Origin of the sequence: Clostridium sp. UMB9555A (genome assembly GCF_030222355.1) — a bacterium.
GTDB classification, from domain to species: Bacteria; Bacillota; Clostridia; order Clostridiales; family Clostridiaceae; genus Sarcina; species Sarcina perfringens.
In genome coordinates, this window is record NZ_JASORQ010000005.1 from 83,683 (window position 1) to 109,092 (window position 25,410).

A 25,410-nucleotide genomic window follows, 5' to 3' on the forward strand; every position below is an offset into this window, starting at 1 on the left:
TATTTTTAGTGAAAATAAAGGGGATTATAAATTAAAGTTAGAGGATAAAAGAAAGAGGGAATTAGAATGATTAGAGGAGATAAAAGGTTAAGCATTGTTTTTACTGGAGATAGTATAACTCATGGTCCGCTTCATACTAAAGGATATAGAAGTTATACAGAACATTTTAGAGAAAGATTAAAAGAGAAATTTATAAATAATATTATTAAAGAGGATATTATGGTTTTTAATACAGGAGTTTCAGGAGCTACAACTAGAGACATAATAAGAGATTTTAATATCTGTGTTAATATATATGATCCTGATATTGTTTTTATAATGCTTGGAATGAATGATTCATCAAATGAAATTGTTCCTTTAGAAGAATATAGAAAAAATATATTAGAACTTATTAATAAAGTTAGAGAAATTGGAGCAATACCAATCCTTCAAACAAGTAACATAATAAAAATGGATTTCAGTAGGAAAAGTCTTAATTTTTATATGGATGTTCTTAGAAAGATTGCTAGAGAAAATAATTTAATGCTAATAGATCATTATAGTCATTGGGGGGGATTGGAAAAAGAAAATTCTAATATTAAAAATGAGCTTCTTAATGATTTAATACACCCTAATGAAAAGGGTCATTTAGAAATGGTTAAATTTATTTTTAAGGAGTTAGATATTTTTGAAGAAGACAGTTATACCTGTAATTTAAGTTATCCAATAAAAGCAGAAAATTATTTTGAAAGTAAAGTTAATATTAAATATAATCAAAAAATTATTAATACCACAAGTAATAAAAATTCATTACAAGAAGAATCAATTAAAGATACTAAAGAAAATTTAAATGATAATTTAGAAGAAATAAGAAATTTAATAAATGAAGACGAAAATGGTATATGGGTGTTTTTAGGGGATGGAGATATAAATGGTACGGGAGATACCTTTGGTTATAAAAATTATGTTGAATATGTGGAAGAGAGAATTAGGTGGGAATTGAATGATGGATGTATAAATAAAAGAGAAAAATTTATGATTAATTTTGGTACAGAAAAAGTTGATTCAGAATATTTAATGAATAACTTTGAATATTTAGTATCAAAATATAATCCTAAAGCTGTTTATATTATGGTTGGAGGAAATGAAAAAATTACTCAAGAGGAATTTAAATATAATTTAGTTAATATAGTAGGAAAGGTTAAAAGTATAAACTCCATACCTATCTTACAAAGTCCAATAAAAAATGGAAAAGATATAGGGGAGTATGTAAAAGTTATAAGAGAGGTTTCTAAGGAAGAGGAAATATTCTTAATAGATCATTATGAGTATTGGGATAGGTCAAGCAAATGTGAAGAATGGCTTGTAGAACCATGGTTAGTAGAAGGAAGGGCAAATCATAGAGGACATTTAGAAATAGCTAAGAAGATTTTTAAGGATTTAAAGATATATGATTATAATAGTTTAATATGTGGTTTTACCATAGAAAAATCTTAGGAGAAATATATCAAAGATACTAAAAAATAAAGCTGCATCAAAACTGAAGTAGCTTTGATACAGCTTTTTATATACAACTTATTGCTTTTTGCAATATGAAATCTTCGATATATTCTTCTGAATAAACTTTTCTTCCCATGAGATTAAATATTAGATCATCACTAGAGTATCCTTCTTTATAAAGTTTTAAGTTCTTAGTTAATTTTTTTAAAGAACCAGGGGTAAGACCTAACATAATTTTTATGTCATTACCAGTGTAAAAACTTTTTATAAAGAGTTCTCTTAATTTATTTTGCATTTCAAGTTTATAATTTAAATCTACAATTTTGTCTCTATGGGGACCTATTTTAGACCTATGATGTTTTTTACACAAATACTTGTAATTAAGTTTAAAATCTAAACCGCCTTCTGACCTATGAACTATGTGATGAACATCTGCATAATCACCACAAATTTCACAATAATAAGACATATAATCCTCCTTAACATTTTAATACCCATTTATAGTAATAAAATAGCATAAAAAAACAGTTTAATCAATATAACGGAGCTTTTTAGATGAAGATGAAGGTATACAAAGGAATTTAGGATTTTTTACACTTTGATGTTAAAAAAAGTTAGCAATATAATTAAAATATAAAGGATATAAGGGGGTTTTGAGATGCATAACTTATTTCGTAAAAGATCAAAGATAGAAGAAAATCCCGAGAAATTTTGGAGGGAATTAATAACAAAAAATGAAACCCTAAAAGGAAGAATGTTTAAAGATGAACCTATAACTGAAGATACGAAATATCTACATTATGTAATATTCAATAGAAAAGTTGGATTTCAAAATGTTTGGGTTATGGTACCTAACTTTAACAGATTAATAGAGTTTATAGAGTATGTATTTATGCCAGAAGCATACTATAAATGGGTTGAAGGAAAAAAGAAATTAATAACTCAAATACCTTCAATTGATGTAGAAAAAATAATTTCTATGATAAATAGAAAATCAACTGAAGAAGAAAAAGAAAAAATGAAAAATGACATTTTAGCATTAAGAAAATTAAAAGGATTAAGTGCTGATAATGGAATGAGAAAAATGAAAATATTCTGTAGTAGATTTAATAATAATTGGCTTGGAGATGATGATGAGTTTTTATATTTAAGAGCTTTTGGAAGTGCTGAAGAGCTAGGAAAGTTTGTAGTAGAAACTAATCTTCAAACAGATAGTGAGGATTCATATGAAAAAACTATAGGAATGACTACAGAAGAATGGTTTAAAGTTTGTGAAAATGCTCATAAGAATAAAGAAGATGAGGAAAAATTTAAAAAAGTTTTATTTAAACACTTAGAAGATATTGTATAAAATTAAATTTTCTTGATATTTTAAAATTGAAATCGCTTAGTATTAATAAAAATATAAAATAAATTGAAAAAAATGTTGACATTTTTTTAATAACTATGTATAATAATTTTTGTTGATTCAAGTTTGTATCTTTAGCTCAGCTGGATAGAGCAACGGCCTTCTAAGCCGTGGGTCAGGGGTTCGAATCCCTTAAGGTACACCATACTGGGATATCGCCAAGCGGTAAGGCAACGGACTTTGACTCCGTCATTCGCAGGTTCGAATCCTGCTATCCCAGCCATTTTTTACTTGGTTTAAAAACTTGACAACATATTAACAGTATGTTAATATATAAACATACTAAGCGGGTGTAGTTCAATGGTAGAACACCAGCCTTCCAAGCTGGATACCCGGGTTCGATTCCCGGTACCCGCTCCATTTTTTAAAGTTTTACTGTAAAATTATTTAAAAAAATACAATATGCACCATTAGCTCAGTTGGTAGAGCACCTGACTCTTAATCAGGGAGTCCAGGGTTCGAATCCCTGATGGTGCACCAAGCATCGTTTTATAAGCGATGCTTTTTTTATTTTATATAAAAATATCGATACATTTGATATAAGAAATTTTAATTAATATAATACTAGGTAATAAGAATTTTATTTAAGAGCAGATTTTTGAAGGGAGATAGAAATGAAACCTATGAATAAAATCGCTGCTATTCATGATATTTCATGCTATGGGAGAGCAGCATTAGCAACAATAATCCCTATATTATCTTCAATGGGAAATCAAGTGTGTCCACTTCCAACAGCAGTATTGTCAACACATACAGATGGATTTGGAAAACCTGCAATTAGAGATTTAAGTGATTTCATATATGAAACTAAAGAACATTGGAAAAGACTTAACTTAAATTTTCAATGCATATATAGTGGATATTTAGCTGATCCTAATCAAGTTAAATTTGTTGAAAGATTTATAGAAGATTTTAAGGAAGATGATACTCTAATAGTTATAGATCCTGTTATGGCTGATAATGGTAAGCTTTATGATGGTATGAGTGAAAAAATGATTGAAGAAATGAGAACTTTAATAAAAAGTGCAGATATAATCACTCCAAATATTACAGAAGCTTCTTTTCTTTTAGGGAAAGAATATAAAGAATCTCTAAATGAAGATGAAATAAAAGAATATTTAGTAGGTCTAGGGAATTTAGGACCTAAAATAAGTATAATAACAAGTGTAGCAAGTTCAAGAGGAAATGAATATATTGATACTGTACTCTATGATAGAGAAGAAAAAATGTTTTATACCTATTCTCATAAAAGAATAAATGCTTTTTATTGTGGAACAGGTGATGCTTTTGCCTCATTGCTAATAGGATGGATATTAAGAGGTGAAAGTACTGAAAAAGCATTGGAGAAGTCATGCAATTTTATTGCAGAGGCTATAGAATATAGCGAAAAATTTGATTATCCTCCAAATGAAGGAATATTACTTGAAAGTTTGTTATATAAATTAATAAGTAAATAAATTATTAAAGTCAAAAAAATAAATTGACAAAGTAATTTTAGAATGATACTATTAAAAAAACAAAATTTAATAAATCTTATCAAGAGAGGTGGAGGGACTGGCCCTGTGAAACCCAGCAACCGGTAATTCTTTGCGGTTAAAACAATGCTGATTTTAAAATAAAAAAATCAGTAGTAATTTCCTATGCAAAGATTTATAGCGGTGCTAAATCCTGCGGTAGAAACTGAGAGATAAGAAAGAGAGTCTGTAAGAATAATAACTTCTATCCTAGGATAGGAGTTTTTTTATTTTGTAGGATAAAGGATAGATTTATTAAATGGATTAGGAGGAGAGAAAATGAAAAAAGGAAAGTTTTCAGCATTATTACCATTAATAATTTTTGTATCGATTTATTTGGGAACTTCATTAGTAATGAAAGATTTCTACTCTGTATCTGTTTTAGTTCCAGGAATAATTGCAGTTTTATTTGGAATATTTACAAATAGAAAAAGAGGACTTGAAAAGAACATAGAGATATTTTGTAAGGGGGCTGGTAATAGTAATATAATTTTAATGTGTTTAATATTTATATTAGCTGGTGCCTTCGCAGAGGTTGCTAAAAATATGGGAGCTGTAGAATCTACAGTAAATTTAGGGCTAACAATATTACCTAAAAATATATTAGTAGCAGGAATATTTATAATATCATCATTTATAGCTATATCTTTAGGAACATCAATGGGAACAATAGCTGCTATAGTTCCAATAGCAATGGGGATTGCAGATAAGACTAATATAGCATTACCACTTATAGTTGGGGCAGTAGTAGGTGGAGCTATGTTTGGGGACAATCTATCAATGATTTCTGATACAACAATAGCAGCAACAAAAACTCAAGGGTGTGAAATGAAGGATAAGTTTAAAATAAATTTTAAGGTTATATTACCAGCTGCTATCTTAGTAATTGTAATATATACATTCTTAGGAAGTGGGGCTAATACATCAGTAGGTCAATATGATTATAATTTTATTAAGATTATTCCTTACTTAGGTATTTTAATAGCTGCATTAATGGGGGCTAATGTAATTGCTATATTATCAGGTGGAATAGTATTAGCTGGAGCAATTGGATTCTTCACAGGATCTTTAGATTTAAAGACTTTCTTTACTTCAATATCAACTGGTATAGGGGGAATGAGTGAACTTATATTAATTTCAATAATAATTGGGGGAATTGTTGAAATAATAAAAGAAAATGGTGGTATAGATTATGTATTAAACTTAGTTACTAAGAGAATCAATGGCAAAAAAGGGGCTGAATTTGGTATTGGATTATTAGTAAGTTTAGTTGATGCATGTACTGCAAATAACACTATTGCTATAGTTACAGTTGGACCTTTAGCAAAGGATATTTCAGATGAATATAACTTAGATTCAAAAAGAATTGCAGGAATATTAGATATGTTCTCTTGTGCAGTTCAGGGAATAATTCCATATGGAGCACAATTAATGTCAGCGGCGGCTTTAACTGGATTAAGTTCATTTGAAATAATGAAATTTTTATTCTATCCATATTTAATGGGTATAAGTGCAATAGCATTCATAGCATTTTTCCAAAAGAAAGAAAGTGCTGAAAAAAGTGGGGAGTTAAATGCTGTAGCAGTTGAATAAAATATTAAAAAGCAATAAGCATTAAAAAGGGGATTTATATAAAAGTGGTTTAATAAATTTTAGTATAAAGTAAAAAAGGGCGTGTATCAAAATAACTTATTAATAAAACTTACAAACAGTATGAAGAGAATATCTAGATGAGCTTTAGAATTTAAATTATTACGTAGAAAATATCACTTTAAAAAGCTGAGACTGTTAATTCCTTAGGAATACAATCTCACAAAGTTCGATTGCATAAGTTCAAGACTCCAAATTCAAAATTTGGACTTTCACTTAAGTTTCGAAGCTTTAGTGATATTTTCGAAGTAATTATTATTCAAATGACTTCAATGTAACTAAAGTTCCATTGGATAAGTTCAAGCTTCCAAATTAAAATTTGGACTTTCACTTAAAATCTAGTAATTCTCGGAATATGTTTGTAAGTTTTATTATTATATTTTGATACAGCTCCTTTTTACTTTATTAAAAGACAAATACTTTGAGATGAGATTCCTTCTCCAGAACCAGTAAAACCAAGTCCTTCCTCAGTAGTTGCTTTAACATTTATTTGATCTAAGTCTATATTTAATGCTTTAGCTATATTTTCTCTCATAGTAGGTATATGAGGAGCCATTTTTGGTCTTTGAGCTATTATAGTTGCATCTATATTTGATATTTTGTAGTTATTTTTATTTAAAAGTTCACCTACAAATTCTAGAAGTTTTATGCTATCAGCACCCTTATATTTAGGGTCTGTATCCGGAAAATGCTTTCCTATATCTCCTAAAGCCGCTGCTCCTAAAAGTGAATCCATTATTGCGTGTAATAATACATCAGCATCTGAATGGCCTAAAAGTCCTTTTTCATAAGGAATTTTTACTCCACCTAATATTAAATCTCTATTTTCAACTAATTTATGAACATCATATCCCATTCCTATTCTCATTTTTATCACCTCTTAGATTTATTTTTTCAATGAAAATTTATTTTTATGGTTTAATTATATATAATTCTGTTATGTTATCAAAGCATCAATAGCTATTAAAGAAAATTAAACTTAATTGTAACAAAAATATAGCTTTATAAGATTAAAATCTTTATATGTTTTAATTATGTAAAAGATGTATTTATAATATAAAATTTTATATAGATATCATGGGGGCTATGGTATAATAAATTGAGATTTAATTAAAGAGAATAGCTTATAATAGTTGATTAGAAATAACTTTAGTCTATATGAATATTATTAGAAGCTTTATGTAAAAGGGATTTAAATAGAAAGGGTGAATTGAGAATTGTGGGGAAAAATTAGAAATGTATTAGGTATTCTTTTAATAGTGGCAGGAGTATCACTTATTGGAGTAACTATTTGGATGAAATATGATACTTATAGACAGCAGCAAGCTGTTTTAGATAGCTTTAGAAATTTACAGTTTGATGTTCCAGAGGGTGAAAAGAAAGATACGGAAGCGTTAGAAGAAGAAAATACTAAGGAAAATAGCGATGAAAAGAATAAAGCTGATAAGGTTGAATCTGAAAAAGACAAAAAGCCAGAAAAAGCACAACTTGAAGAGGGAAAAGGAATTGGTATTTTAAATATTCCAAAGATAAACTTAGAAATAGGTATAATAGAAGGCGTTAGGTATGAAGATATAAAGTATGTAGTAGGTCATTTCCCTGGTTCACCAATGCCAGGGGAAAAAGGTAATTTCTCCATAGCAGGACATAGAATATCATATTTTGGACAAGCTTTTAAGGATATTGATAAGCTTGAAAAAGGGGATAAAGTCAAAGTTACTTACAATGGAAAAGAGTACACTTATGAAGTAACTGATATGTATGAGGTTACTCCAAATGAAACTGAGGCTTTAAATCCAACAAAAGATGCCACTATAACTATAGTTACATGTACAACTGACGCTAAAAATAGGGTTATAGTAAAAGGAAAGTTAGTGGAATAAGACTGGGTTTTTGCCTTAGTCTTATTTTTTATAAAATATACATAAAGGAGTGTCGCTTGAGTGAGTGAAGTAACTTTTAGAAAAGATAAATATATGTTTTCTACTAGAAATATAAAGAAAAATCTAGATAAAAACATATTGAAAAAAGAAATAAGTACTTTCATAAAAGAGCTTAGAAAATTTAAAGTTGATTTAAAAAGTCTTTCAAGTGAAGAGTTTAATCTTGAGGAAAGAAATCTAATTCTTAATATAGCCTATTTCCTAGTGGATGAAGAAGTATTATTAAGAAAGATAATAAATAGAAGAGAGTTAAAAACAAAGGTTATAGCTAAAAAAACAGGATTTAGTAATGAAAAGATTATAAGTTGGTCAAATTATTTAATAGCTTATTTAATTTTATTATATAATGCAGATTATACAAATTTAGCTATGTATTTAAATATAAATTTTAAGGACTTAGAAAACTTAGCTGTTATAAAGGGTACAAAAGGGGAAGAAATTGTTCATAAAGGTTTAGTTATGTTAGAAGGTAAAAAGAGTACCATAATATTAACTAAAGAAGGACAATTTATAAGAATAAAAACAAGATGTGAAAATAAAGTTGGAGAAGAATTATCAGGAAAAGAGAAGAAAACTTTAAGGCATTATAGGACCTTAATAGTTAGCGTGGCTTTAATTGCATTTGTTCTTATAGGAAGTGTCACTTTTCTTTATAAACAACAGGAAACTACCATATTAATTCAAGGAACATCAAAGGTTAAAATTGGATTAAATAGGTTTGATAGAATAGTTTATAGTTATTCTCCAACAGAAAAGGGAACTATATTAATAACAGAACTAAAATTAGAAAACAAAAAATTTGAAGATGGTATGATCTCAATTTTAAAAGGTTTTGAAGAAGAGGATATGCTTCCTCCTAATAGAATTGTGGATGTTTATATAACTGGAAAAATGGTCGACACTGTAGATTTAAATAAGGTTACAGAATATGTTGAGAGTGTAAATAAGGATGATAATGCAAAGAATAATTTTAGAATAAAAATAAATAATTCAGGCTATGAGAAGAAAAATTAATTAAGGAAAGGATTATTTATAGTGAGAAAAGCATCAAAAAATAACAATAGAAGAGACAAGAGTTTATCTAATAAAAAGTTTAAGAGTGAAGATAAAAATTTAAATAAAACTAATAAAAATAATAAAAATAATAAACAAAAAGTAGCTAAAAAAGCTTCAGCAAAAAATACTATTATAGTATCAAATAAAAATGAGATAAGAGATGAAGTTAGATTAAATAAATATATAAGTGAAACAGGATTTTGCTCAAGAAGAGAGGCTGATAAGCTTATAGAACAAGGAAGAGTTAAGATAGATGGGGTAAAGGCTACAACTGGTATGAAGGTTTCTAAGGGGCAAAGTGTATCTATTGATGGAAAACCTCTAAAGGTTGAAAATGAACTAGTTTATATAGCTTTAAATAAGCCTGTTGGAATAACTTGTACTACTGAGAGTAAGATAAAAGGAAATATAGTTGACTTTATAAATCATGAAAAAAGAATTTTCCCAATAGGAAGACTAGATAAGGATTCTCAGGGATTAATATTTATGACTAATGATGGTGATATAGTTAATAAGATATTGAGAGCTGGGAATAATCATGAAAAAGAATATATTGTAACTGTAAATAAGACTATAACTGATGAGTTTATAAAAGGAATGAGCAATGGAGTGCCTATACTAGGAACAGTTACTAAGAAATGCTTAGTTAAGAAAGAAAGCAAAAACTCATTTAGAATAATATTAACTCAAGGGTTAAATAGACAGATAAGAAGAATGTGTGAGTATTTTGGATATGAGGTCAAAAAATTAGAAAGAATAAGAATAATGAATGTTAGCCTAGGAAACCTAAAAATAGGATCTTGGAGATACTTAACTAAGAAAGAATTAGCTGAAATAAACAGGTTAACAGAAAACTCTTCAAAGACTGAAGAGGCCTCAATTTAATAATTAAGTGATATATATCAAAAGTTAATAATAAAACTTACAAACATATTCCGAGAATTACTAGATTTCGCTAAGAATTTATAATCATTACTCCAAAGATATTACTAAAGCTTCGAAACTTGCTACGCTTCGAACAGTCTCAGCTTTTTAACGTAATATCTTCTCCGTAATGATTTAAATTCTAAAGCTCATCTAGATATTATCTTCATACTGTTTGTAAGTTTTATTAAAACATGTCTTGATATAGCATTTAAACTTTTACTTTACTTATATAAAGATAATGATTTTTCGATAAAGGTCATTATCTTTTTTTCGTATAGAATTTTATTAACTTCTAAGGCTTCAGCATGTTTGGCACCTTCAACTAGGTAAAGTTCTTTATAGCCTTTAGTTTTAGCTTTGTATAAATCTACTGCCATATACCATGGGACAAAATAATCTTCTTTTCCATGTACAAACATCATTGGTAATGAGGTTGAAGATACTATATCTATAGGTACTATTTTTTTCATAGAAAACTTAGCTTTAGTTTTCATAAAGAAGTTTGCAAATATAAGGCTTGGACGAAGAATTTTTCTAACAAGTCTATTTTTATATGCATGTGTTATTTGAAATCCTATAAGTTCGTGAAAGTTAGAGTAACCACAATCTTCAATTACAAATTTTATGGAATCATTTAGAGGAATAGTCTCCATAACCGTTCCTGCCCCCATTGATTCACCATGAAGACCTAAAATTATATCATTACCAAATCTAGATTTTAAGTATTCTATCCACATGTTTACATCATATTTTTCGTAAAAACCATATGTGGAATATTTTCCTTCGCTTTTTCCATGTCTTCTTTGATTCACTATAAGAATATTAAAGCCATTTTTATAGAATATATCAAAATATTTTAAAGAACCAACATAACAAATAGAAACCCCATGGACTAATACTATAAATTTATTTGTAGGATTTTCATTCATTATAAGTGTTGAGGTTAAATTAAGACCATCAAAGGATTTTAAAGTAATATCTTCCTTAGAAGCAGAATTATATAAGGCTTCGTCAAAAAGATTATTTTCTACATATCTAGTATAACTTTTCTCTATATCGTGAAGTTCTCTAGTTACAGTAGATTTAAATATATATAGACCTGTTGCTAAAAAAAAGACAATAACTATAATAGCAATAATTATCAATATAATAATATAGGTCACTTATATCACTCCAATCAGCTTTTAATAGATTTTATTTATACATTATACATAATTATAACACTTAAGAGAAAAATAAAATTAGCCAAATATAAAGTGGAGGTTTATTTTATGAAATTTAAAAAAATTTTTTTATGCCTTATGTCATTGCTTCTTATTTTTTCTACTGTAGTTTTAGGAGAAGAAATAAATAAAATAGAAGTTATAGAAAAATCTATAGAAGAAAATACTGAAAAGTATGAAATTAAAGTTAAATATCCATCAATTCAAGGTGGAGAAAAAGAGGTTACAGATAAAATAAATAAAACTATAGAGGATTATACTTTAGATTGGATAAATGACATTAAGTTATTAGGAGAAGAGTACAGCAAAGAATATGAAAAGGCAGGAAAAGAAATGCCTAAAATGGAGGCATATAGTCTTTTTGAAGCATTTAATACAGATGAAGTAATTAGTTTGCCAGTTACATATTATCAATATACTGGTGGAGCTCATGGGTTAACAACTAAAGTAAGTTATAATTATAATCTTAAAACAGGAAATGAGCTTAAACTAAAAGATTTATTTAAAGAGGGATTTGATTATAAAAGTATAATTGATAAAAAGGTAAAAGAAGATATTGAAAAAGAGAAGGAGCTTTATTTTGATAATGGAGCTTTGTTTAAGGGAGTTAATGAAAATCAAGCTTACTATTTAAATAGAGATGGAATTATAGTATATTTTCAACAATATGAAATTGCTCCATACTCTTCAGGTATTAGAGAATTTAAAATTCCTTATGGAGAATTAAAGGAAGGGTTAATTTATAAATTAGGAAATTAATATTAAGAGCGTGTATCAAAGTATATTTATTATTAAATTTTGATACACGCTTTTTGTGATTAATTTTAAAAGGATATCTTTTATTATTAAATAAAATAGGTCTATAATAAATTAAAAAAGGAATTGGAACAATGGGGAGGGGAAATTCTATGGAAACCTTAAGAGAAAAAATAAATAAACAGAGGGAATATTTTAGTACAGGTGAAACTAAGGATATAAATTTTAGAATAGAGAAACTAAAAAAGTTAAGAGACGTTTTAAAAAGTGAGGAAGAGAAAGTTTTTGAAGCCTTAAAAAAAGACTTAATGAAATCTAGCTTTGAATCCTATGTTACAGAAGTAGCAATGGTATATGATGAAATAAATATGCACATTAAAAATATAAAAAAATGGAGCAAAAAAAGAAGAGTAAAAACTCCATTAGTACAATTCCCTGCAAAAAGTTTTATACAGTTAGAACCTTATGGAGTTGTTTTAATAATAGGCCCTTTTAATTATCCTTTTATGCTTACAATGGATCCTTTAATTGGAGCAATAGCAGCTGGGAACACAGCAGTTATAAAGCCCTCTGAATCAGCACCAGAGACATCTAAAATTCTTAAAGAAATATTAGAAAAAGTATTTGATGAAAAGTATGTTCTTCATGTTAATCCAGAAAGAGGAAAAGAAGTTGTAGAAGAACTTTTAAAAGAAAAATTTGATTATATTTTCTTTACTGGAAGTGCTACTGTAGGAAAAATAGTAATGAAGGCAGCTTCTCAATATTTAACCCCTGTAACTTTAGAACTTGGAGGAAAAAGTCCTTGTATTATTGATAAAGATTGTAAGTTAGAATTAGCAGCTAGAAGAATAGTTTGGGGAAAATTATTGAATTCAGGACAAACTTGTGTTGCGCCAGACTATTTATATGTTCATAAGGATATTGAAGAAGAATTTATAAAAAAATTAGAGGAAGAAATAAAAAATCAATTTGGAGATAATCCTTTAGAATCTGAAGATTATTCTAAAATGGTAAATGAAAGAGAATTTAATAGAGTACTTTCATATATAGATAAAGAAAAATTAGTTTTTGGAGGGAATTATAATAGAAAAACTTTTCAAATAGAACCAACTATATTAAAAAATGTGACTTGGAATGATCCTGTTATGGAAAGAGAAATTTTTGGACCTATATTTCCAATTTTACCTTTTGAAAATTTAGATGAAGTAATAAGATTAGTAAATAGTAAGGACAAGCCTTTAGCAATATATTATTTTTCAGAGGATAAAAATAAAATTGAAAAAGTTCTTAATAGTACATCATCAGGAGGAGTAACAATAAATGATACCTTAGTTCATGTATCATCCTCATATCTACCTTTTGGTGGAGTTGGAAATAGTGGTATGGGAGAATATCATGGTAAGTATAGTTTTGACTTATTTTCCAATAAGAAGGGCATTATGAATAGAAAAACATTCTTAGACTTAAAGATTAGGTATGCTCCTTTCCAAAATAAGTTAACAATTGTTAAAAAAATCATGAAATAAATAAAAAATGAATGAATATGAGTGGATTTGTATGGAAATGATTAAAAAAGTTATGTATAATATACTTAAAGATTGTATATGTTTTCAATGAGCGGATAAAAAGTATTTAAAATAAAGTGTTCAATTTATGCTAAAAACATATAACTAAATTAGGAATACAATCTTTGAAAGTTACGTCTATGTACTAATGCCTGTTATTTATAGATGAACTTCTGACAAGCCAATAATGGTATGATAAGCATATTTAAGATTAAGTTTTTAAGCTTTAAGGTTTGGGGGAGCCTTCTAGTACAATTACTATTGAAAATATGAGTAAATTTTATTTTAAACTTAAGAATAAGAATTTGTTATTACATGAATTTTATAAGCTTCGATGGGGAAGAAGCTAGAATATCTTTCAACTTATGAATAGATATTAGGGTATTTATATTGAGAAATTATTTTTATTATTGAATTTTGAGAGAATTTATTAAGTATGGTCATTTAAAGGGGACGTTATGAGTTTAAATTAAAATTTATACAGTTATATTTACAATATTGGTTTGCTAAAAAAAAGGTCTAAGTTATACTTAGATCTTTTTTTCTTGAAATTAACCACTTTTTTTGGAATTAAGCCATATAAGAACCCTAGAAAAAAGTTTCTTTAAAATATACAATTAAGTAGAGAAAAAGTTTACAAAGGTATAGGGGGTTTTCACATGAAATATACTTTCCCAGAAAACTTTTGGTGGGGAGCCGCAACTTCAGGACCTCAGTCAGAAGGTAGATTTAATAAAAAACATGATAATGTATTTGATCACTGGTTCGATATAAATCCAGAGTTATTTCACAATGGTATAGGACCAAATATAGCATCAAATTTTTATAATAGTTACAAAGAAGATTTAGCAATGCTAAAAGAAATTGGATTAAATTCATTTAGAACTTCAATTCAATGGACAAGGCTAATTAAAGATTTTGAAACTGGTGAGCCAGATGAAGATGGAGTAAGATTTTATAATGGTGTAATAGATGAATGTTTAGCAAATGGAATAGATATAATCATGAATTTACATCACTTTGATCTTCCTGTTGAATTATATGATAAATATGGTGGATGGGAATCAAAGCATGTTGTAGAATTATTTGCGAAATTTGCTAAGACTGCCTTTAGTTTATTTGGTGATAGGGTTAAGAAGTGGGCTACATTTAATGAACCTATAGTTATTATTGAAGGACAGTTTTTATATAAATGGCATTATCCTTGTATAGTTGATGGAAAAAGAGGGCTTCAAGCTGCCTATAATATAGCATTAGCTTCTGCTAGAGCTATAGAAGAGTATAGAAAATTAGGACAAGATGGAGAAATAGGAATAATAGTTAACTTAACCCCAGCATATCCAAGAAGTGAATCAAAAGAAGATTTAAGAGCGGCTGAAATTGCCAATGCTTTCTTCAATGAGTTATTCTTAGATCCAGCAACTAAAGGAGAATTTCCTAAGAACTTAGTTGAGGTTTTGGAAAAAGATGGAGTAATGTGGGATTCAACTAAGGAAGAATTACAGGTTATAAAAAATAATACTGTGGATTTCTTAGGGGTAAACTACTATCAACCAAGAAGAGTTAAAGCTAGGGAAGAGGAATATAGTGGAGAAACATGGGCTCCAGAAAAATATTTTGATAATTATGATATGCCAGGAAAGAGAATGAATCCCCATAGAGGATGGGAAATATACCCTAAGGCAATTTATGATATAGCTAAAAATGTTCAAGAGAACTATGGCAACATAAAATGGTTCATTTCAGAAAATGGAATGGGTGTTGAAGGAGAAGAAAAATTCAAAAATGCTGAAGGTATAATTGAAGATGATTATAGAATTGAATTTATAATAGAGCATTTAGAATGGCTTCATAAGGCTATTGAAGAGGGTTCAAATTGTGTGGGATATCATTTATGGACTCCAATAGATTGTTGGTCATGGTTAAATTCATATAAGAATAGATATGGATTTATATCATTAGATTTAGAAACTCAAAAGAAAACTATTAAAAAATCAGGAAGATGGATAAAAGAAGTTTCTAAGAATAATGGTTTTTAAAATTTTGAAGTTACTTAGCTTAGATTAATTCTAAAATAAATTTTTTGCGTTAATATGATTATGTAAAAAAAGTTTTTTATTATAAAATTATAAATAAAATAAATTAATATGAATAAATGAGGAAAGGCTTTAGTTATGGTGTTTTTACTTAAACTAAAGCCTTAAATTTTTTTAGTACTCACATAATGGGATATTTTCACATAAAATACACTATAACAATTAACGGAGTTGAAGGCAACATGCTTTACTCATTAATTTTAGCAGGAGGAAAGGGTACTAGACTTTATCCACTTTCAAGAAGTTCAAACCCTAAACAATTTCTTAGCATACACAATAATGGGAAGAGTTTTTTAAGTAATACTGTGGATAGAATTAGACCTATAATCCATAAAGATAATATTTATGTAGTGACAAACCAGGAATATGAAGACAAAATAAGAGATGAACTTAAAGACATAAGAGAAGAAAATATCTTTACTGAACCTGCTAATAAAGAAACTGCAACCTGTATAGGTCTTTCAGCAGCTAAGCTTTTAAAGAAAGATAAGGATGCAGTTATGATTGTATTGCCTTCAGACCATTATATAGAAGGAGATAAAAGTTATCTTCAAACTCTGGAACAAGCCGTAGAGATTGCGGATAAGAAGAGAGCTATTGTTACCATAGGAATAGAGCCAACTAGACCAGAGACAGGTTATGGCTATATAGAAATGGGCGATAGAGTCAATGGACACATTCCTACCTTCAAGATAGCAAGGTTTACAGAGAAACCTAATTTAGAAGTAGCAAAGGACTTCTTATTAAAGGGGACTTATTTATGGAATAGTGGAATGTTTATATTTAGAGCTGATGTTATATTAAGAGAAATTGAAAAATATATTCCTAAGATGTATAAATGTTTAATGGAGATATATCAACACATTGGAGAAGAGGATGAGGAAGAAGTAATAAAAGAGCAGTATTCTTTAATTGATGGAATATCTATAGATTTTGGAGTAATGCAAAAAACAAGAAGATCCTTTGTTGTAAAATGTGATTTTTCTTGGGATGATATAGGTACTTTCTCAGCTCTAAGTAGATTTTTAAGACCTAATGGAAATAATAGAACTTCAGATAATGTTTTTTTAGAGGAATGTGAGAATTGTTCCGTTTTTGGAAAGGAAAAATTAATAATAGGATTTGGAATAAAAGATCTAGTATTAGTTGATGCAGGAGATGTTATTTTGGTCATGGATAAGGGTAGGGACCAAGAGATTAAGCATCTATTAAATTCTATTAGTGGTAAGAAGGAATTTAAAGAATATCTATAAGTTTATAAGCTTATGTAAAAAAAGTCCTATATCATATACTTTAGGTGTATGATATAGGACTTTTTAGTTAATTTTAATATCTACAATTTAGTTAAGAAGACATAAAATTATTTGAAACTTAAATTTAATTAAAATATAACTAATTTTAATCCTTAAAATATGTTATAAAGATATTTTTATGTTATTATAGTAATAATATAAGTTTGAACTTTACGGAGGTATTGTTTTATGAGTGATAGAATTGTAGATTTTAATGAGTTAAAAAATAAAGCAAGAGATAAAGATATAGATAAATTTGAGTCATATATTTATGATTTATATTATTCAGTAGCTCAAGGAAAAATGAGTATGATGGATCTTTCTAGAGAGATAACTAAATATATGAATGAAAATAATATTTCTCAAGAAAAGTTTTTAAATATTCAAACAGAAATGCTTAAGAGATATGGCTTTGATATGGGTGATATTGAAGGGCAAATGAAAAATTTAGGCATAGATATGAGCAACTTAGGAATTCAAGGTGGGGATTATGAAAATTTAAGAAAAACTTTGAGTTTTCAAGAGAAGTATAAGGGAAAAGTAAAAACATCTACTGTTACTACATATTTTATTAAAAACGAAAAAAATGATATTGAGTTAATTTTAGAAAATAATAAAGTTCTTATAACTAGTCCTAAAAATATAGATCTTCAGGACAGTGAATTAAATGAATTCTTATGTTCATACAAAAAAACTCTTTCAGATGATCTTTTAGATATAAGAATTTGTGAAAATGTAGGACAATATAATTATTAATTTGTATTTTATAAGCTAGGAATGGAAGTTTTTCATTCCTAGCTTTTGAATTTTAGGCACTTTTATTTTTTATAGAAAAATAGTGTTTTTTTTTAATTAAAATTCATTTTAAATAGAGCAAATATTAAAAGAAATCTTCTTTTAAGCATTACGAGATAAAAAGCAAGATTGGAATATAAATAATAATTATCTTTAAAATGTAATAATTTTAAGAATTATATAGGTGAATTGGGTTAAAACTGTAGATAAGGGAGCATTTCATACAATAAATAAACCGTTTATTAATAATTAATTAATAAATTTAAGGGGTTTTTGTAATATACTTTTAATTGATATGAAATATCATATTAATAAGAAACTTTTTTAAAGAGATTAGAGGTAATAAATTATGTTAATGAACACTCATATTCTTATTGCACAAAATATATTGAGAGATGTTGACGTAGATTTTAAAATAAGTGATAAAAACTTTATATATGGAAATGTAAAACCTGATATGGTTTCAAAATATAAATTAAAGAAGCATTATTTAGATGAATCTTTTGATATGATAGTTAATAAGATAAAAAAATTAGCATCACTTAGTATGTATGATTTTAAAAAGAAATTTTCAGTTAGTAGATTTAGTCAGGAGTTAGGAGTTATATGTCACTTTATATGTGATTTTTTCTGTATTCCTCATAGTGAAAGATGGGAATTTAAGCATAGTATGAATAAACATGTTAAATACGAAAAAGAGTTAGCTAGTTTTGCTAAAACATATACTCCATCACAGGATTATTTTAAAATATGGGGTAATATGTCTGTGAAGTTTTTCTTAGAAGAAGCTCATAAGTTATATAGAAAAAGAGAAAGTTATGAGAATGATATGCAATATGCATACTTTGCATGTAGAAGTATAGTTAAATATATAAGTGATTGCATAACTAGAAATACAAAGGCAGTCTATTCTGAAGCTATAGCTTAATACAAATATTTCCTTTAGATGATAAAATATGTTAAAATCAATTATATATATTGATTAAAGTAATTTTTATAATAGAAAGGAAATGAGATGGAGAGTAAGGTAAATGAACCTATATATAAGCAAATTGCTTTAGATATTGCAGGTAGGATATATAATAATGACATAAAGGTAGGACAAAAGATACATGGTAGGTCAACTTTAGCAAGTAGTTACAATGTATCACCAGAAACAGTTAGAAAAGCTGTTAAATTATTAGAAGACATGAAAGTAGTATCATCAAGCAAGGGTAGCGGAGTAACAATTATTTCAAAAGATAATGCTTATAATTTCATAAATAGGTTTCATTCAATTGAAAGTGTAACATCTTTAAAACATGATATAGAATCCTTAATGGAAGAAAAAAAGGCTATAGAAAAAAATATAGGTGAAATGATAGATAAAATAGTGGATTACTCTAACAGACTTAGATATACAAATCCTTTAACACCTATAGAAATAGAATTACCAAAGGATTGTACTCTTATAGGTAAGAGTGTTTCAGAGTCGAAGTTTTGGCAAAATACACAAGCTACTATTGTTGCCATAAGAAGAAAAGGAGAGCTTATAATATCTCCAGGACCATATTTAAAATTTGAAAAAGATGATAATTTACTTGTAGTAGGAGAAGAAGACATATTGAAAAAAATAGAAATATTTTTAAATAAATAATGGGAAAAGGTTGTATCAATAAAATTTTTTGATATAGCCTTTTTTAGTTGCATTTTTTGTAGAATAGACATATAATAAAAGTGAACATATGAACAAATGCTCATATGTAAAATTGAATAATAGGAGTTAAAGATATGGATAATAATAAAATAGAAAGTTGTAACTGTTCTTATATCCATGAAGATATATTAAGTAGGGTAAAGGAACATTTGCCAAAGGAAGAAGTACTTTATGAATTAGCAGAAATATTTAAAGTTTTTGGAGATTCAACAAGAATAAAAATTTTATGTGCTCTTTTTGAAGGAGAAATGTGTGTGTGTGATATGGCTGAACTATTAGGAGTAAGTCAATCAGCAGTATCTCATCAATTAAGAGTTCTAAAACAAGCTAGATTAGTTAAATTTAGAAGAGAGGGTAAGATAGTTTATTACTCTTTAGCTGATGATCATGTTAAACACATATTTAATGAAGGTTTAAATCACGTTTTAGAGTAAAGGAGGTATTTAGACATGAAAGATATAAAACTTTATTTAGACGGCTTAAATTGTGCAAACTGTGCTGGAAAAATTGAAGATAAAGTTAATAAACTTACTGATGTTGATGAAGCTGTTCTTAATTTTTCAACAAAACTTTTGCTTATAACTCCTAAAGAGGGTGTTTCAGAAGAAGAGTTAGAAGAGAAAGTTGAAAAAATAGTTTTAGATTTAGAGCCAGATGTGAAAGTTCTAAAGGACAAAAATAAAATGAAATCTTCAGTTAATACATGTAATGATGGATGTTGTGGAGAAGGTGAATCTCATAAACACAATAATGGAGAGAGCCATTCACATTCTCATGAACATGGACATTCTCATAGTCATGGAGGAAACTCAGGTATAGAAAAGAAGGAGCTTTTTAGACTAGGAATAGCTTTAACCTTATTTATAATAGGAATGATAGTTAATTTAGATAAAATGTATGAATTTATTATTTTTGGTGTAGCTTATATTATAGCAGGTGGAGAAGTTCTTTTAAGAGCATTTAAGAATATTTTAAGAGGACAAGTATTCGATGAAAACTTTTTGATGGCTATAGCCACAATTGGAGCTTTTGCTATAGGAGAATTCCCAGAAGGGGTAGCAGTAATGCTTTTCTATGAAGTAGGAGAAATGTTCCAAGATTATGCTGTAAATAAATCAAGAAAATCAATATCTGATTTAATGAATATAAGACCAGACTTTGCAAATTTAATTGATCTAAATGGAGAGGAAAAAAGAGTAGCTCCAGAAAGCGTTAATGTTGGATCAATAATAGTGGTAAGAGCAGGAGAAAAAGTTCCTCTAGATGGAGTAGTTTTATCAGGAGAGGCAACTCTTGATGTATCTGCATTAACAGGAGAATCTTTACCAAAAGAAGTTGAGGCAAAAGACGATGTATTAGCAGGATCAATAAACAAAAGTGGATTATTAAAAATAAAAGTAACAAAAAGTTTTGGAGAATCTACAGTTTCTAAAATATTAGATTTAGTTGAGAATGCAGGAAATAAAAAATCACCAACAGAGAAATTTATAACTAAGTTTGCAAGATATTATACACCAGTAGTTGTATTCTCTGCATTAGCCCTTGCAATTATTCCACCTTTAGTAATAAGTGGAGAAAGTTTTTCACCATGGATTTCAAGAGCTTTAATATTCTTAGTTGTTTCATGTCCTTGTGCTTTAGTAGTATCAATACCACTTGGATATTTTGCTGGAATTGGTTTAGCTTCTAAAAATGGTATTTTAATAAAAGGAAGTAACTATTTAGAGGCACTAAATAATGTGGAAAGTATAGTTTTTGATAAAACGGGAACACTAACAAAAGGTACATTTAAAGTTAGAAAATCAGAGAGCACAAGCAAGTTAACTAATGAAGAATTATTAAAGTTAGGAGCTTATACAGAATATTACTCAAATCATCCAATTGCGAAATCTATAGTAAGTGAGTTTAATGAAGAAATCAACAAAGACTTAATTTCAAATTATGAAGAAATTTCAGGAAAAGGAATAAAAGTAGACATTGATGGAGAAACATTCTTAGCAGGTAATTCAAAATTAATGGATATGTTTAATATAAAAATTACTCCAATTCATGAAATAGGCACTGTTGTTTATTTAGCAAATGAAAATAGTGAGCTAGGATATATAGTTATTTCAGATGAAATAAAAGAAGATTCTAAAGAAGCTATAAGTGGATTAAAAGAAATAGGAGTTAAGCAAACAATTATGCTAACTGGAGATAATGAGAAGGTTGGAGATAGTGTTGCCAAAGAATTAGGCTTAGATAAAGCATATTGTAGTTTATTACCACAAAATAAAGTTGAAAAATTAGAGCAAATTTTTGAAGACAAGAGCAAAGGTAAAAAAGTTGCTTTTGTTGGAGATGGAATTAACGATGCACCTGTATTAGCTAGAGCAGACATAGGAATAGCTATGGGGGGAGTTGGATCAGATGCAGCTATAGAAGCAGCAGATGTGGTAATAATGGATGATAAGCCAAGTAAGATAATAAAAGCAATAAAAATAGCTAAGAAAACAAATAAAATTGTATGGCAAAATATAATTTTTGCTTTAGGCGTTAAAATTATAATATTAATATTTGGTGCTTTAGGAATGGCTAATATGTGGGAAGCTGTATTTGGAGATGTAGGTGTAACATTAATAGCAGTAATAAATTCAAGTAGGATATTAAAAAATAAAAATTTATAGGCGTGAAATTTGTCTAATGTTGTTGACAAGAGCTAGTTTTTTTGCTATCTTAATATGGTAAGAATACTTTCAGGCATAGGGTATAGATTGTAAATAATTCCCTTAAACTTTTATATTAAACATTATGAAATGTTTAAATAGGCTTGTGTGCACGTAGGGTTTTAGCCACGCAAGCCTTATTTTTTTTGTAGAAATTTATTAAAAAGATAGTTTATAATAGAATCACATAAATTTAATAATATTAATTAATAATATAAAAAATGCAATTAAATGTAAAAAATACACTTTAATACATATATTTTTGATAGTGAAACCAAAAGAATGTTAAAATATAGACAAACTTTTTAGGGTATGGTAATATTTTAGAAGGTTAAATTTGTAATTTTATCATTTGATTTTAGAATACAGTCTAAAAAGTAATTGCTTTTTAAAAAAAGAACAATTTTAGAAAGAGGTGCTATTAAAATGGAAAAGAAAAAAGGCATATCTATGGCTGTTATAAAAAGATTGCCTAAATACCATAGATATTTACAAGAATTAATGGAAAATGATGTTGATAGAATATCTTCAAAAGAGTTAAGTGAAAAAATAGGCTTCACTGCTTCTCAAATAAGACAGGATCTTAATTGTTTTGGAGATTTTGGGCAACAGGGATATGGATATAATGTAAAAGAGTTATACAATAACATAGGGAGTATATTAGGGCTTACAAGAGACTATAACACAGTTATAATTGGAGCTGGTAACATAGGGCAGGCTATTGCAAACTACAATAGTTTCAATAGATTAGGCTTTAAATTAAAAGGTATTTTTGATGCTAATCCAAGAATGTTTGGAATAAAAATAAGAGATGTTGAGATACAAGATGTTGAAAAATTAAAAGATTTCGTAAAAGAAAATGATATTGAAATAGGTATAATCTGTGTTCCAAGAACAAATGCTCAAAAGGTATGTAATGACCTTGTTGAAGGTGGAATCAAAGGTATATGGAACTTTGCGCCTATAGATCTTGAGGTGCCAAAAGATATAAGAGTAGAGAATGTACATTTAAGTGAAAGTATGATGACTTTAGTATATCTTTTAAATCACAATGATGTAAAATAAATTGGATTTATTTTATAAAAATTTGTTTAATATGGAAAAATAGTATTAGATTTTCAAAAAAATATATTGAAAAATTTACTTTTAAGTTTTATAATTTAATTGAAGTACCGAGTACTTCAATTATTTTTTTGCCTTTGCTTGTTACAAAATTAACAATAAATTCTGGAAAAAGCATAGGATAAAAAATATTAAGTTGTTAGTTATTAGTTGTTAAGTTATTTAAAACCATATATTCGCTATGGTATATGAGGGAGGAAATACAATGGAATTAAATAATGTAATCTTTGAAAAAGAGGGAAACATTGGGGTTTTAACAATTAACAGACCTAAGGCATTAAATGCACTAAACTCAGAAACTTTAAAAGACTTAGATACTGCTATAGACCATATAGAAAAACAAGATGATATATATGTTGTTATTTTAACAGGTGCTGGAGATAAAGCATTTGTTGCAGGTGCTGATATAGCAGAAATGAAAGATCTAAATGAAGAAGAGGGTAAAGAATTTGGACTTTTAGGTAATAAAGTGTTTAGAAGATTAGAAAAATTAGACAAGCCTGTAATCGCTGCTATAAACGGTTTCGCTTTAGGCGGTGGATGTGAAATTTCTATGGCTTGTGATATACGAATAGCAACTACAAAGGCTAAGTTTGCTCAACCTGAGGTTGGATTAGGAATAACTCCAGGATTTGGTGGAACTCAAAGATTACCAAGAATAGTTGGACCTGGTAAGGCTAAAGAACTTATTTACACTGGAGATATGATAAAAGCTGATGAAGCTTTAAGAATTGGTTTAGTAAATAAGGTTGTTGAACCAGAGAATTTAATGGAAGAAGCAATGTCAATAGCTAAGAAAATAGCTACTAATGCACCAATAGCTGTTAAGTTATGTAAAGATGCAATTGATAGAGGGATTCAAGTTGATATAGATTCAGCAGTAGTTATAGAAGCTGAAGATTTTGGAAAATGTTTTGCTACAGAAGATCAAACAGAAGGTATGAGTGCTTTTGTAGAAAGAAGAGAAAAGAACTTTAAAAACAAGTAATTTTTTAAACAAAATGGTTGTGTGGATTTAAGGAGGGTAATTAAAATGAACTTTCAATTAACAAGAGAACAAGAATTAGTTAAGCAAATGGTTAGAGAATTTGCGCAAAATGAAGTTAAGCCAATAGCTGCAGAAATAGACGTAACAGAAAGATTCCCTATGGAAAATGTTAAGAAAATGGCTAAACTAGGAATGATGGGAATTCCTTTTAGTAAAGAATATGGCGGAGCTGGTGGAGATACTTTATCTTACATCTTAACTGTTGAAGAATTATCAAAAGTTTGTGCTACTACAGGGGTTATAGTTTCAGCTCACACTTCATTATGTGCTTCATTAATAGATCAATTTGGTACTCCAGCTCAAAAGGAAAAATATTTAACTCCACTTGCAAAAGGTGAAAAATTAGGTGCTTTTGGATTAACTGAACCAGGAGCAGGTACAGATGCTGCAGGACAACAAACTACAGCTGTATTAGAAGGTGATAATTACATCTTAAACGGAAGTAAAATCTTCATAACTAATGGTGGAGTTGCAGATACTTTCATAATCTTTGCTATGACTGATAAGAGTCAAGGTACAAGAGGAATTTCAGCTTTCATAGTTGAAAAGAATTTCCCAGGATTCTCAATTGGTAAGTTAGAAGACAAAATGGGTATAAGAGCTTCTTCAACAACTGAGTTAATCATGGAAAACTGTGTTGTTCCAAAAGAAAACTTAATCGGAAGAGAAGGAAAAGGATTTGGAATAGCAATGAAAACTTTAGACGGTGGTAGAATAGGTATCGCTGCTCAAGCATTAGGTATAGCAGAAGGAGCTTTAGAAGAAGCTGTTGCTTACATGAAAGAAAGAAAACAATTTGGTAGATCATTATCTGCATTCCAAGGATTACAATGGATGGTAGCAGAAATGGATACTAAAATCGAAGCTGCAAGATTTTTAGTATATAAAGCAGCTTGCTTAAAAGAAGAGGGTAAACCATATTCTATAGATGCTGCAAGAGCTAAATTATTCGCTGCGGATGTAGCTATGGAAGTTACAACTAAGGCAGTTCAATTATTCGGTGGATATGGATATACTAAGGAATACCCAGTAGAAAGAATGATGAGAGATGCTAAGATAACTGAGATTTATGAAGGAACTTCAGAAGTTCAAAAAATGGTTATCGCAGGAAGCATATTAAGATAATTTTAGG

General features: G+C 28.2%; 22 protein-coding genes, 4 tRNA genes and 1 riboswitch. Of the genes, 23 read left to right on the forward strand and 3 right to left on the reverse strand.

What is annotated here, in order from left to right; translation table 11 throughout:
* Window positions 1–66: 66 nt before the first annotated feature.
* Entirely contained in the window at window positions 67–1,476 is a 1,410-nt protein-coding gene (locus tag QP548_RS13235; protein ID WP_061429200.1) for an SGNH/GDSL hydrolase family protein, read from the forward strand.
* A 67-nt stretch (window positions 1,477–1,543) separates the two neighbouring features.
* Here QP548_RS13235 and QP548_RS13240 read toward each other — a convergent pair whose 3' ends face one another.
* Window positions 1,544–1,948: an HNH endonuclease signature motif containing protein gene (locus QP548_RS13240; RefSeq protein WP_061429199.1), complete on the reverse strand. Its 405-nt coding sequence runs from the start codon at window positions 1,946–1,948 to the stop codon at window positions 1,544–1,546.
* Window positions 1,949–2,137: 189 nt separating this feature from the next.
* Here QP548_RS13240 and QP548_RS13245 point away from each other — a divergent pair, with 189 nt between their 5' ends.
* The 7 genes from QP548_RS13245 (at window position 2,138) to QP548_RS13275 (ending at window position 5,994) form a co-directional block, all read left to right on the forward strand.
* Entirely contained in the window at window positions 2,138–2,830 is a 693-nt protein-coding gene (locus QP548_RS13245) for a hypothetical protein (RefSeq protein ID WP_061429198.1), read from the forward strand.
* Between the two features lie 125 nt (window positions 2,831–2,955).
* Window positions 2,956–3,032, forward strand: a tRNA-Arg gene (locus QP548_RS13250).
* A gap of 3 nt (window positions 3,033–3,035) precedes the next feature.
* A tRNA-Gln gene (locus tag QP548_RS13255) sits at window positions 3,036–3,110 on the forward strand.
* A gap of 63 nt (window positions 3,111–3,173) precedes the next feature.
* Window positions 3,174–3,247 (forward strand) — tRNA-Gly (locus tag QP548_RS13260).
* A 44-nt stretch (window positions 3,248–3,291) separates the two neighbouring features.
* A tRNA-Lys gene (locus tag QP548_RS13265) sits at window positions 3,292–3,367 on the forward strand.
* A 134-nt stretch (window positions 3,368–3,501) separates the two neighbouring features.
* Window positions 3,502–4,344, forward strand: a complete 843-nt coding sequence (locus QP548_RS13270; RefSeq protein ID WP_061429197.1) for a pyridoxamine kinase — start codon at window positions 3,502–3,504, stop codon at window positions 4,342–4,344.
* 73 nt (window positions 4,345–4,417) lie between these two features.
* A riboswitch (SAM riboswitch) is annotated at window positions 4,418–4,581 on the forward strand.
* 99 nt (window positions 4,582–4,680) lie between these two features.
* A complete protein-coding gene (locus QP548_RS13275; RefSeq protein ID WP_060671097.1) occupies window positions 4,681–5,994 on the forward strand; it encodes a Na+/H+ antiporter NhaC family protein in 1,314 nt (437 codons plus the stop codon).
* Window positions 5,995–6,448: 454 nt separating this feature from the next.
* On the opposite strand, the gene ispF is transcribed toward QP548_RS13275, so the two are convergent.
* Complete coding sequence (gene ispF / locus QP548_RS13280) at window positions 6,449–6,919, reverse strand: 2-C-methyl-D-erythritol 2,4-cyclodiphosphate synthase (protein ID WP_003454443.1); 471 nt, start codon at window positions 6,917–6,919, stop codon at window positions 6,449–6,451.
* Window positions 6,920–7,268: 349 nt separating this feature from the next.
* On the opposite strand from ispF, the gene QP548_RS13285 reads away from it, so the two are divergent.
* From QP548_RS13285 to rluF, 3 genes are read left to right on the forward strand one after another with little or no spacing between them, the layout of a single operon-like run.
* Window positions 7,269–7,934 (forward strand): class D sortase, encoded by a 666-nt coding sequence (locus QP548_RS13285; RefSeq protein ID WP_061429196.1) that lies wholly within the window; start codon window positions 7,269–7,271, stop codon window positions 7,932–7,934.
* 60 nt (window positions 7,935–7,994) lie between these two features.
* Entirely contained in the window at window positions 7,995–9,008 is a 1,014-nt protein-coding gene (locus tag QP548_RS13290; protein WP_061429195.1) for an anti-sigma factor domain-containing protein, read from the forward strand.
* Window positions 9,009–9,029: 21 nt separating this feature from the next.
* Window positions 9,030–9,935, forward strand: a complete 906-nt coding sequence (gene rluF / locus QP548_RS13295; RefSeq protein WP_061429194.1) for a 23S rRNA pseudouridine(2604) synthase RluF — start codon at window positions 9,030–9,032, stop codon at window positions 9,933–9,935.
* A 263-nt stretch (window positions 9,936–10,198) separates the two neighbouring features.
* On the opposite strand, the gene QP548_RS13300 is transcribed toward rluF, so the two are convergent.
* Window positions 10,199–11,140 carry an alpha/beta hydrolase gene (locus QP548_RS13300; protein WP_061429193.1) on the reverse strand — a complete coding sequence of 314 codons (942 nt, stop codon included), beginning with the start codon at window positions 11,138–11,140 and terminating at the stop codon, window positions 10,199–10,201.
* Between the two features lie 108 nt (window positions 11,141–11,248).
* Here QP548_RS13300 and QP548_RS13305 point away from each other — a divergent pair, with 108 nt between their 5' ends.
* The 12 genes from QP548_RS13305 (at window position 11,249) to QP548_RS13360 (ending at window position 25,403) form a co-directional block, all read left to right on the forward strand.
* Window positions 11,249–11,959, forward strand: coding sequence for a DUF3298 and DUF4163 domain-containing protein (locus QP548_RS13305; RefSeq protein WP_061429192.1), 711 nt, complete (start codon window positions 11,249–11,251; stop codon window positions 11,957–11,959).
* 149 nt (window positions 11,960–12,108) lie between these two features.
* The gene (locus tag QP548_RS13310; protein WP_061429191.1) at window positions 12,109–13,485 is read left to right on the forward strand and encodes an aldehyde dehydrogenase; all 1,377 of its coding nucleotides are present in this window, start codon (window positions 12,109–12,111) and stop codon (window positions 13,483–13,485) included.
* A gap of 698 nt (window positions 13,486–14,183) precedes the next feature.
* Window positions 14,184–15,563, forward strand: coding sequence for a glycoside hydrolase family 1 protein (locus tag QP548_RS13315; protein WP_061429190.1), 1,380 nt, complete (start codon window positions 14,184–14,186; stop codon window positions 15,561–15,563).
* Between the two features lie 239 nt (window positions 15,564–15,802).
* Window positions 15,803–16,873, forward strand: coding sequence for a mannose-1-phosphate guanylyltransferase (locus QP548_RS13320; RefSeq protein ID WP_061429189.1), 1,071 nt, complete (start codon window positions 15,803–15,805; stop codon window positions 16,871–16,873).
* 228 nt (window positions 16,874–17,101) lie between these two features.
* Entirely contained in the window at window positions 17,102–17,668 is a 567-nt protein-coding gene (locus tag QP548_RS13325; protein WP_061429188.1) for a DUF3867 domain-containing protein, read from the forward strand.
* Window positions 17,669–18,056: 388 nt separating this feature from the next.
* Window positions 18,057–18,635, forward strand: a complete 579-nt coding sequence (locus QP548_RS13330; RefSeq protein ID WP_061429187.1) for a zinc dependent phospholipase C family protein — start codon at window positions 18,057–18,059, stop codon at window positions 18,633–18,635.
* A gap of 87 nt (window positions 18,636–18,722) precedes the next feature.
* Window positions 18,723–19,343, forward strand: coding sequence for a TrkA C-terminal domain-containing protein (locus QP548_RS13335; RefSeq protein WP_061429186.1), 621 nt, complete (start codon window positions 18,723–18,725; stop codon window positions 19,341–19,343).
* Window positions 19,344–19,477: 134 nt separating this feature from the next.
* Window positions 19,478–19,837: an ArsR/SmtB family transcription factor gene (locus QP548_RS13340; RefSeq protein WP_061429185.1), complete on the forward strand. Its 360-nt coding sequence runs from the start codon at window positions 19,478–19,480 to the stop codon at window positions 19,835–19,837.
* 15 nt (window positions 19,838–19,852) lie between these two features.
* Complete coding sequence (locus QP548_RS13345) at window positions 19,853–22,069, forward strand: heavy metal translocating P-type ATPase (protein ID WP_061429184.1); 2,217 nt, start codon at window positions 19,853–19,855, stop codon at window positions 22,067–22,069.
* Window positions 22,070–22,534: 465 nt separating this feature from the next.
* Window positions 22,535–23,173: a redox-sensing transcriptional repressor Rex gene (locus tag QP548_RS13350; RefSeq protein WP_003454253.1), complete on the forward strand. Its 639-nt coding sequence runs from the start codon at window positions 22,535–22,537 to the stop codon at window positions 23,171–23,173.
* Between the two features lie 262 nt (window positions 23,174–23,435).
* Window positions 23,436–24,218: a short-chain-enoyl-CoA hydratase gene (locus QP548_RS13355; protein WP_061429183.1), complete on the forward strand. Its 783-nt coding sequence runs from the start codon at window positions 23,436–23,438 to the stop codon at window positions 24,216–24,218.
* A gap of 45 nt (window positions 24,219–24,263) precedes the next feature.
* Entirely contained in the window at window positions 24,264–25,403 is a 1,140-nt protein-coding gene (locus tag QP548_RS13360) for an acyl-CoA dehydrogenase (RefSeq protein ID WP_061429182.1), read from the forward strand.
* Window positions 25,404–25,410 lie beyond the last annotated feature (7 nt).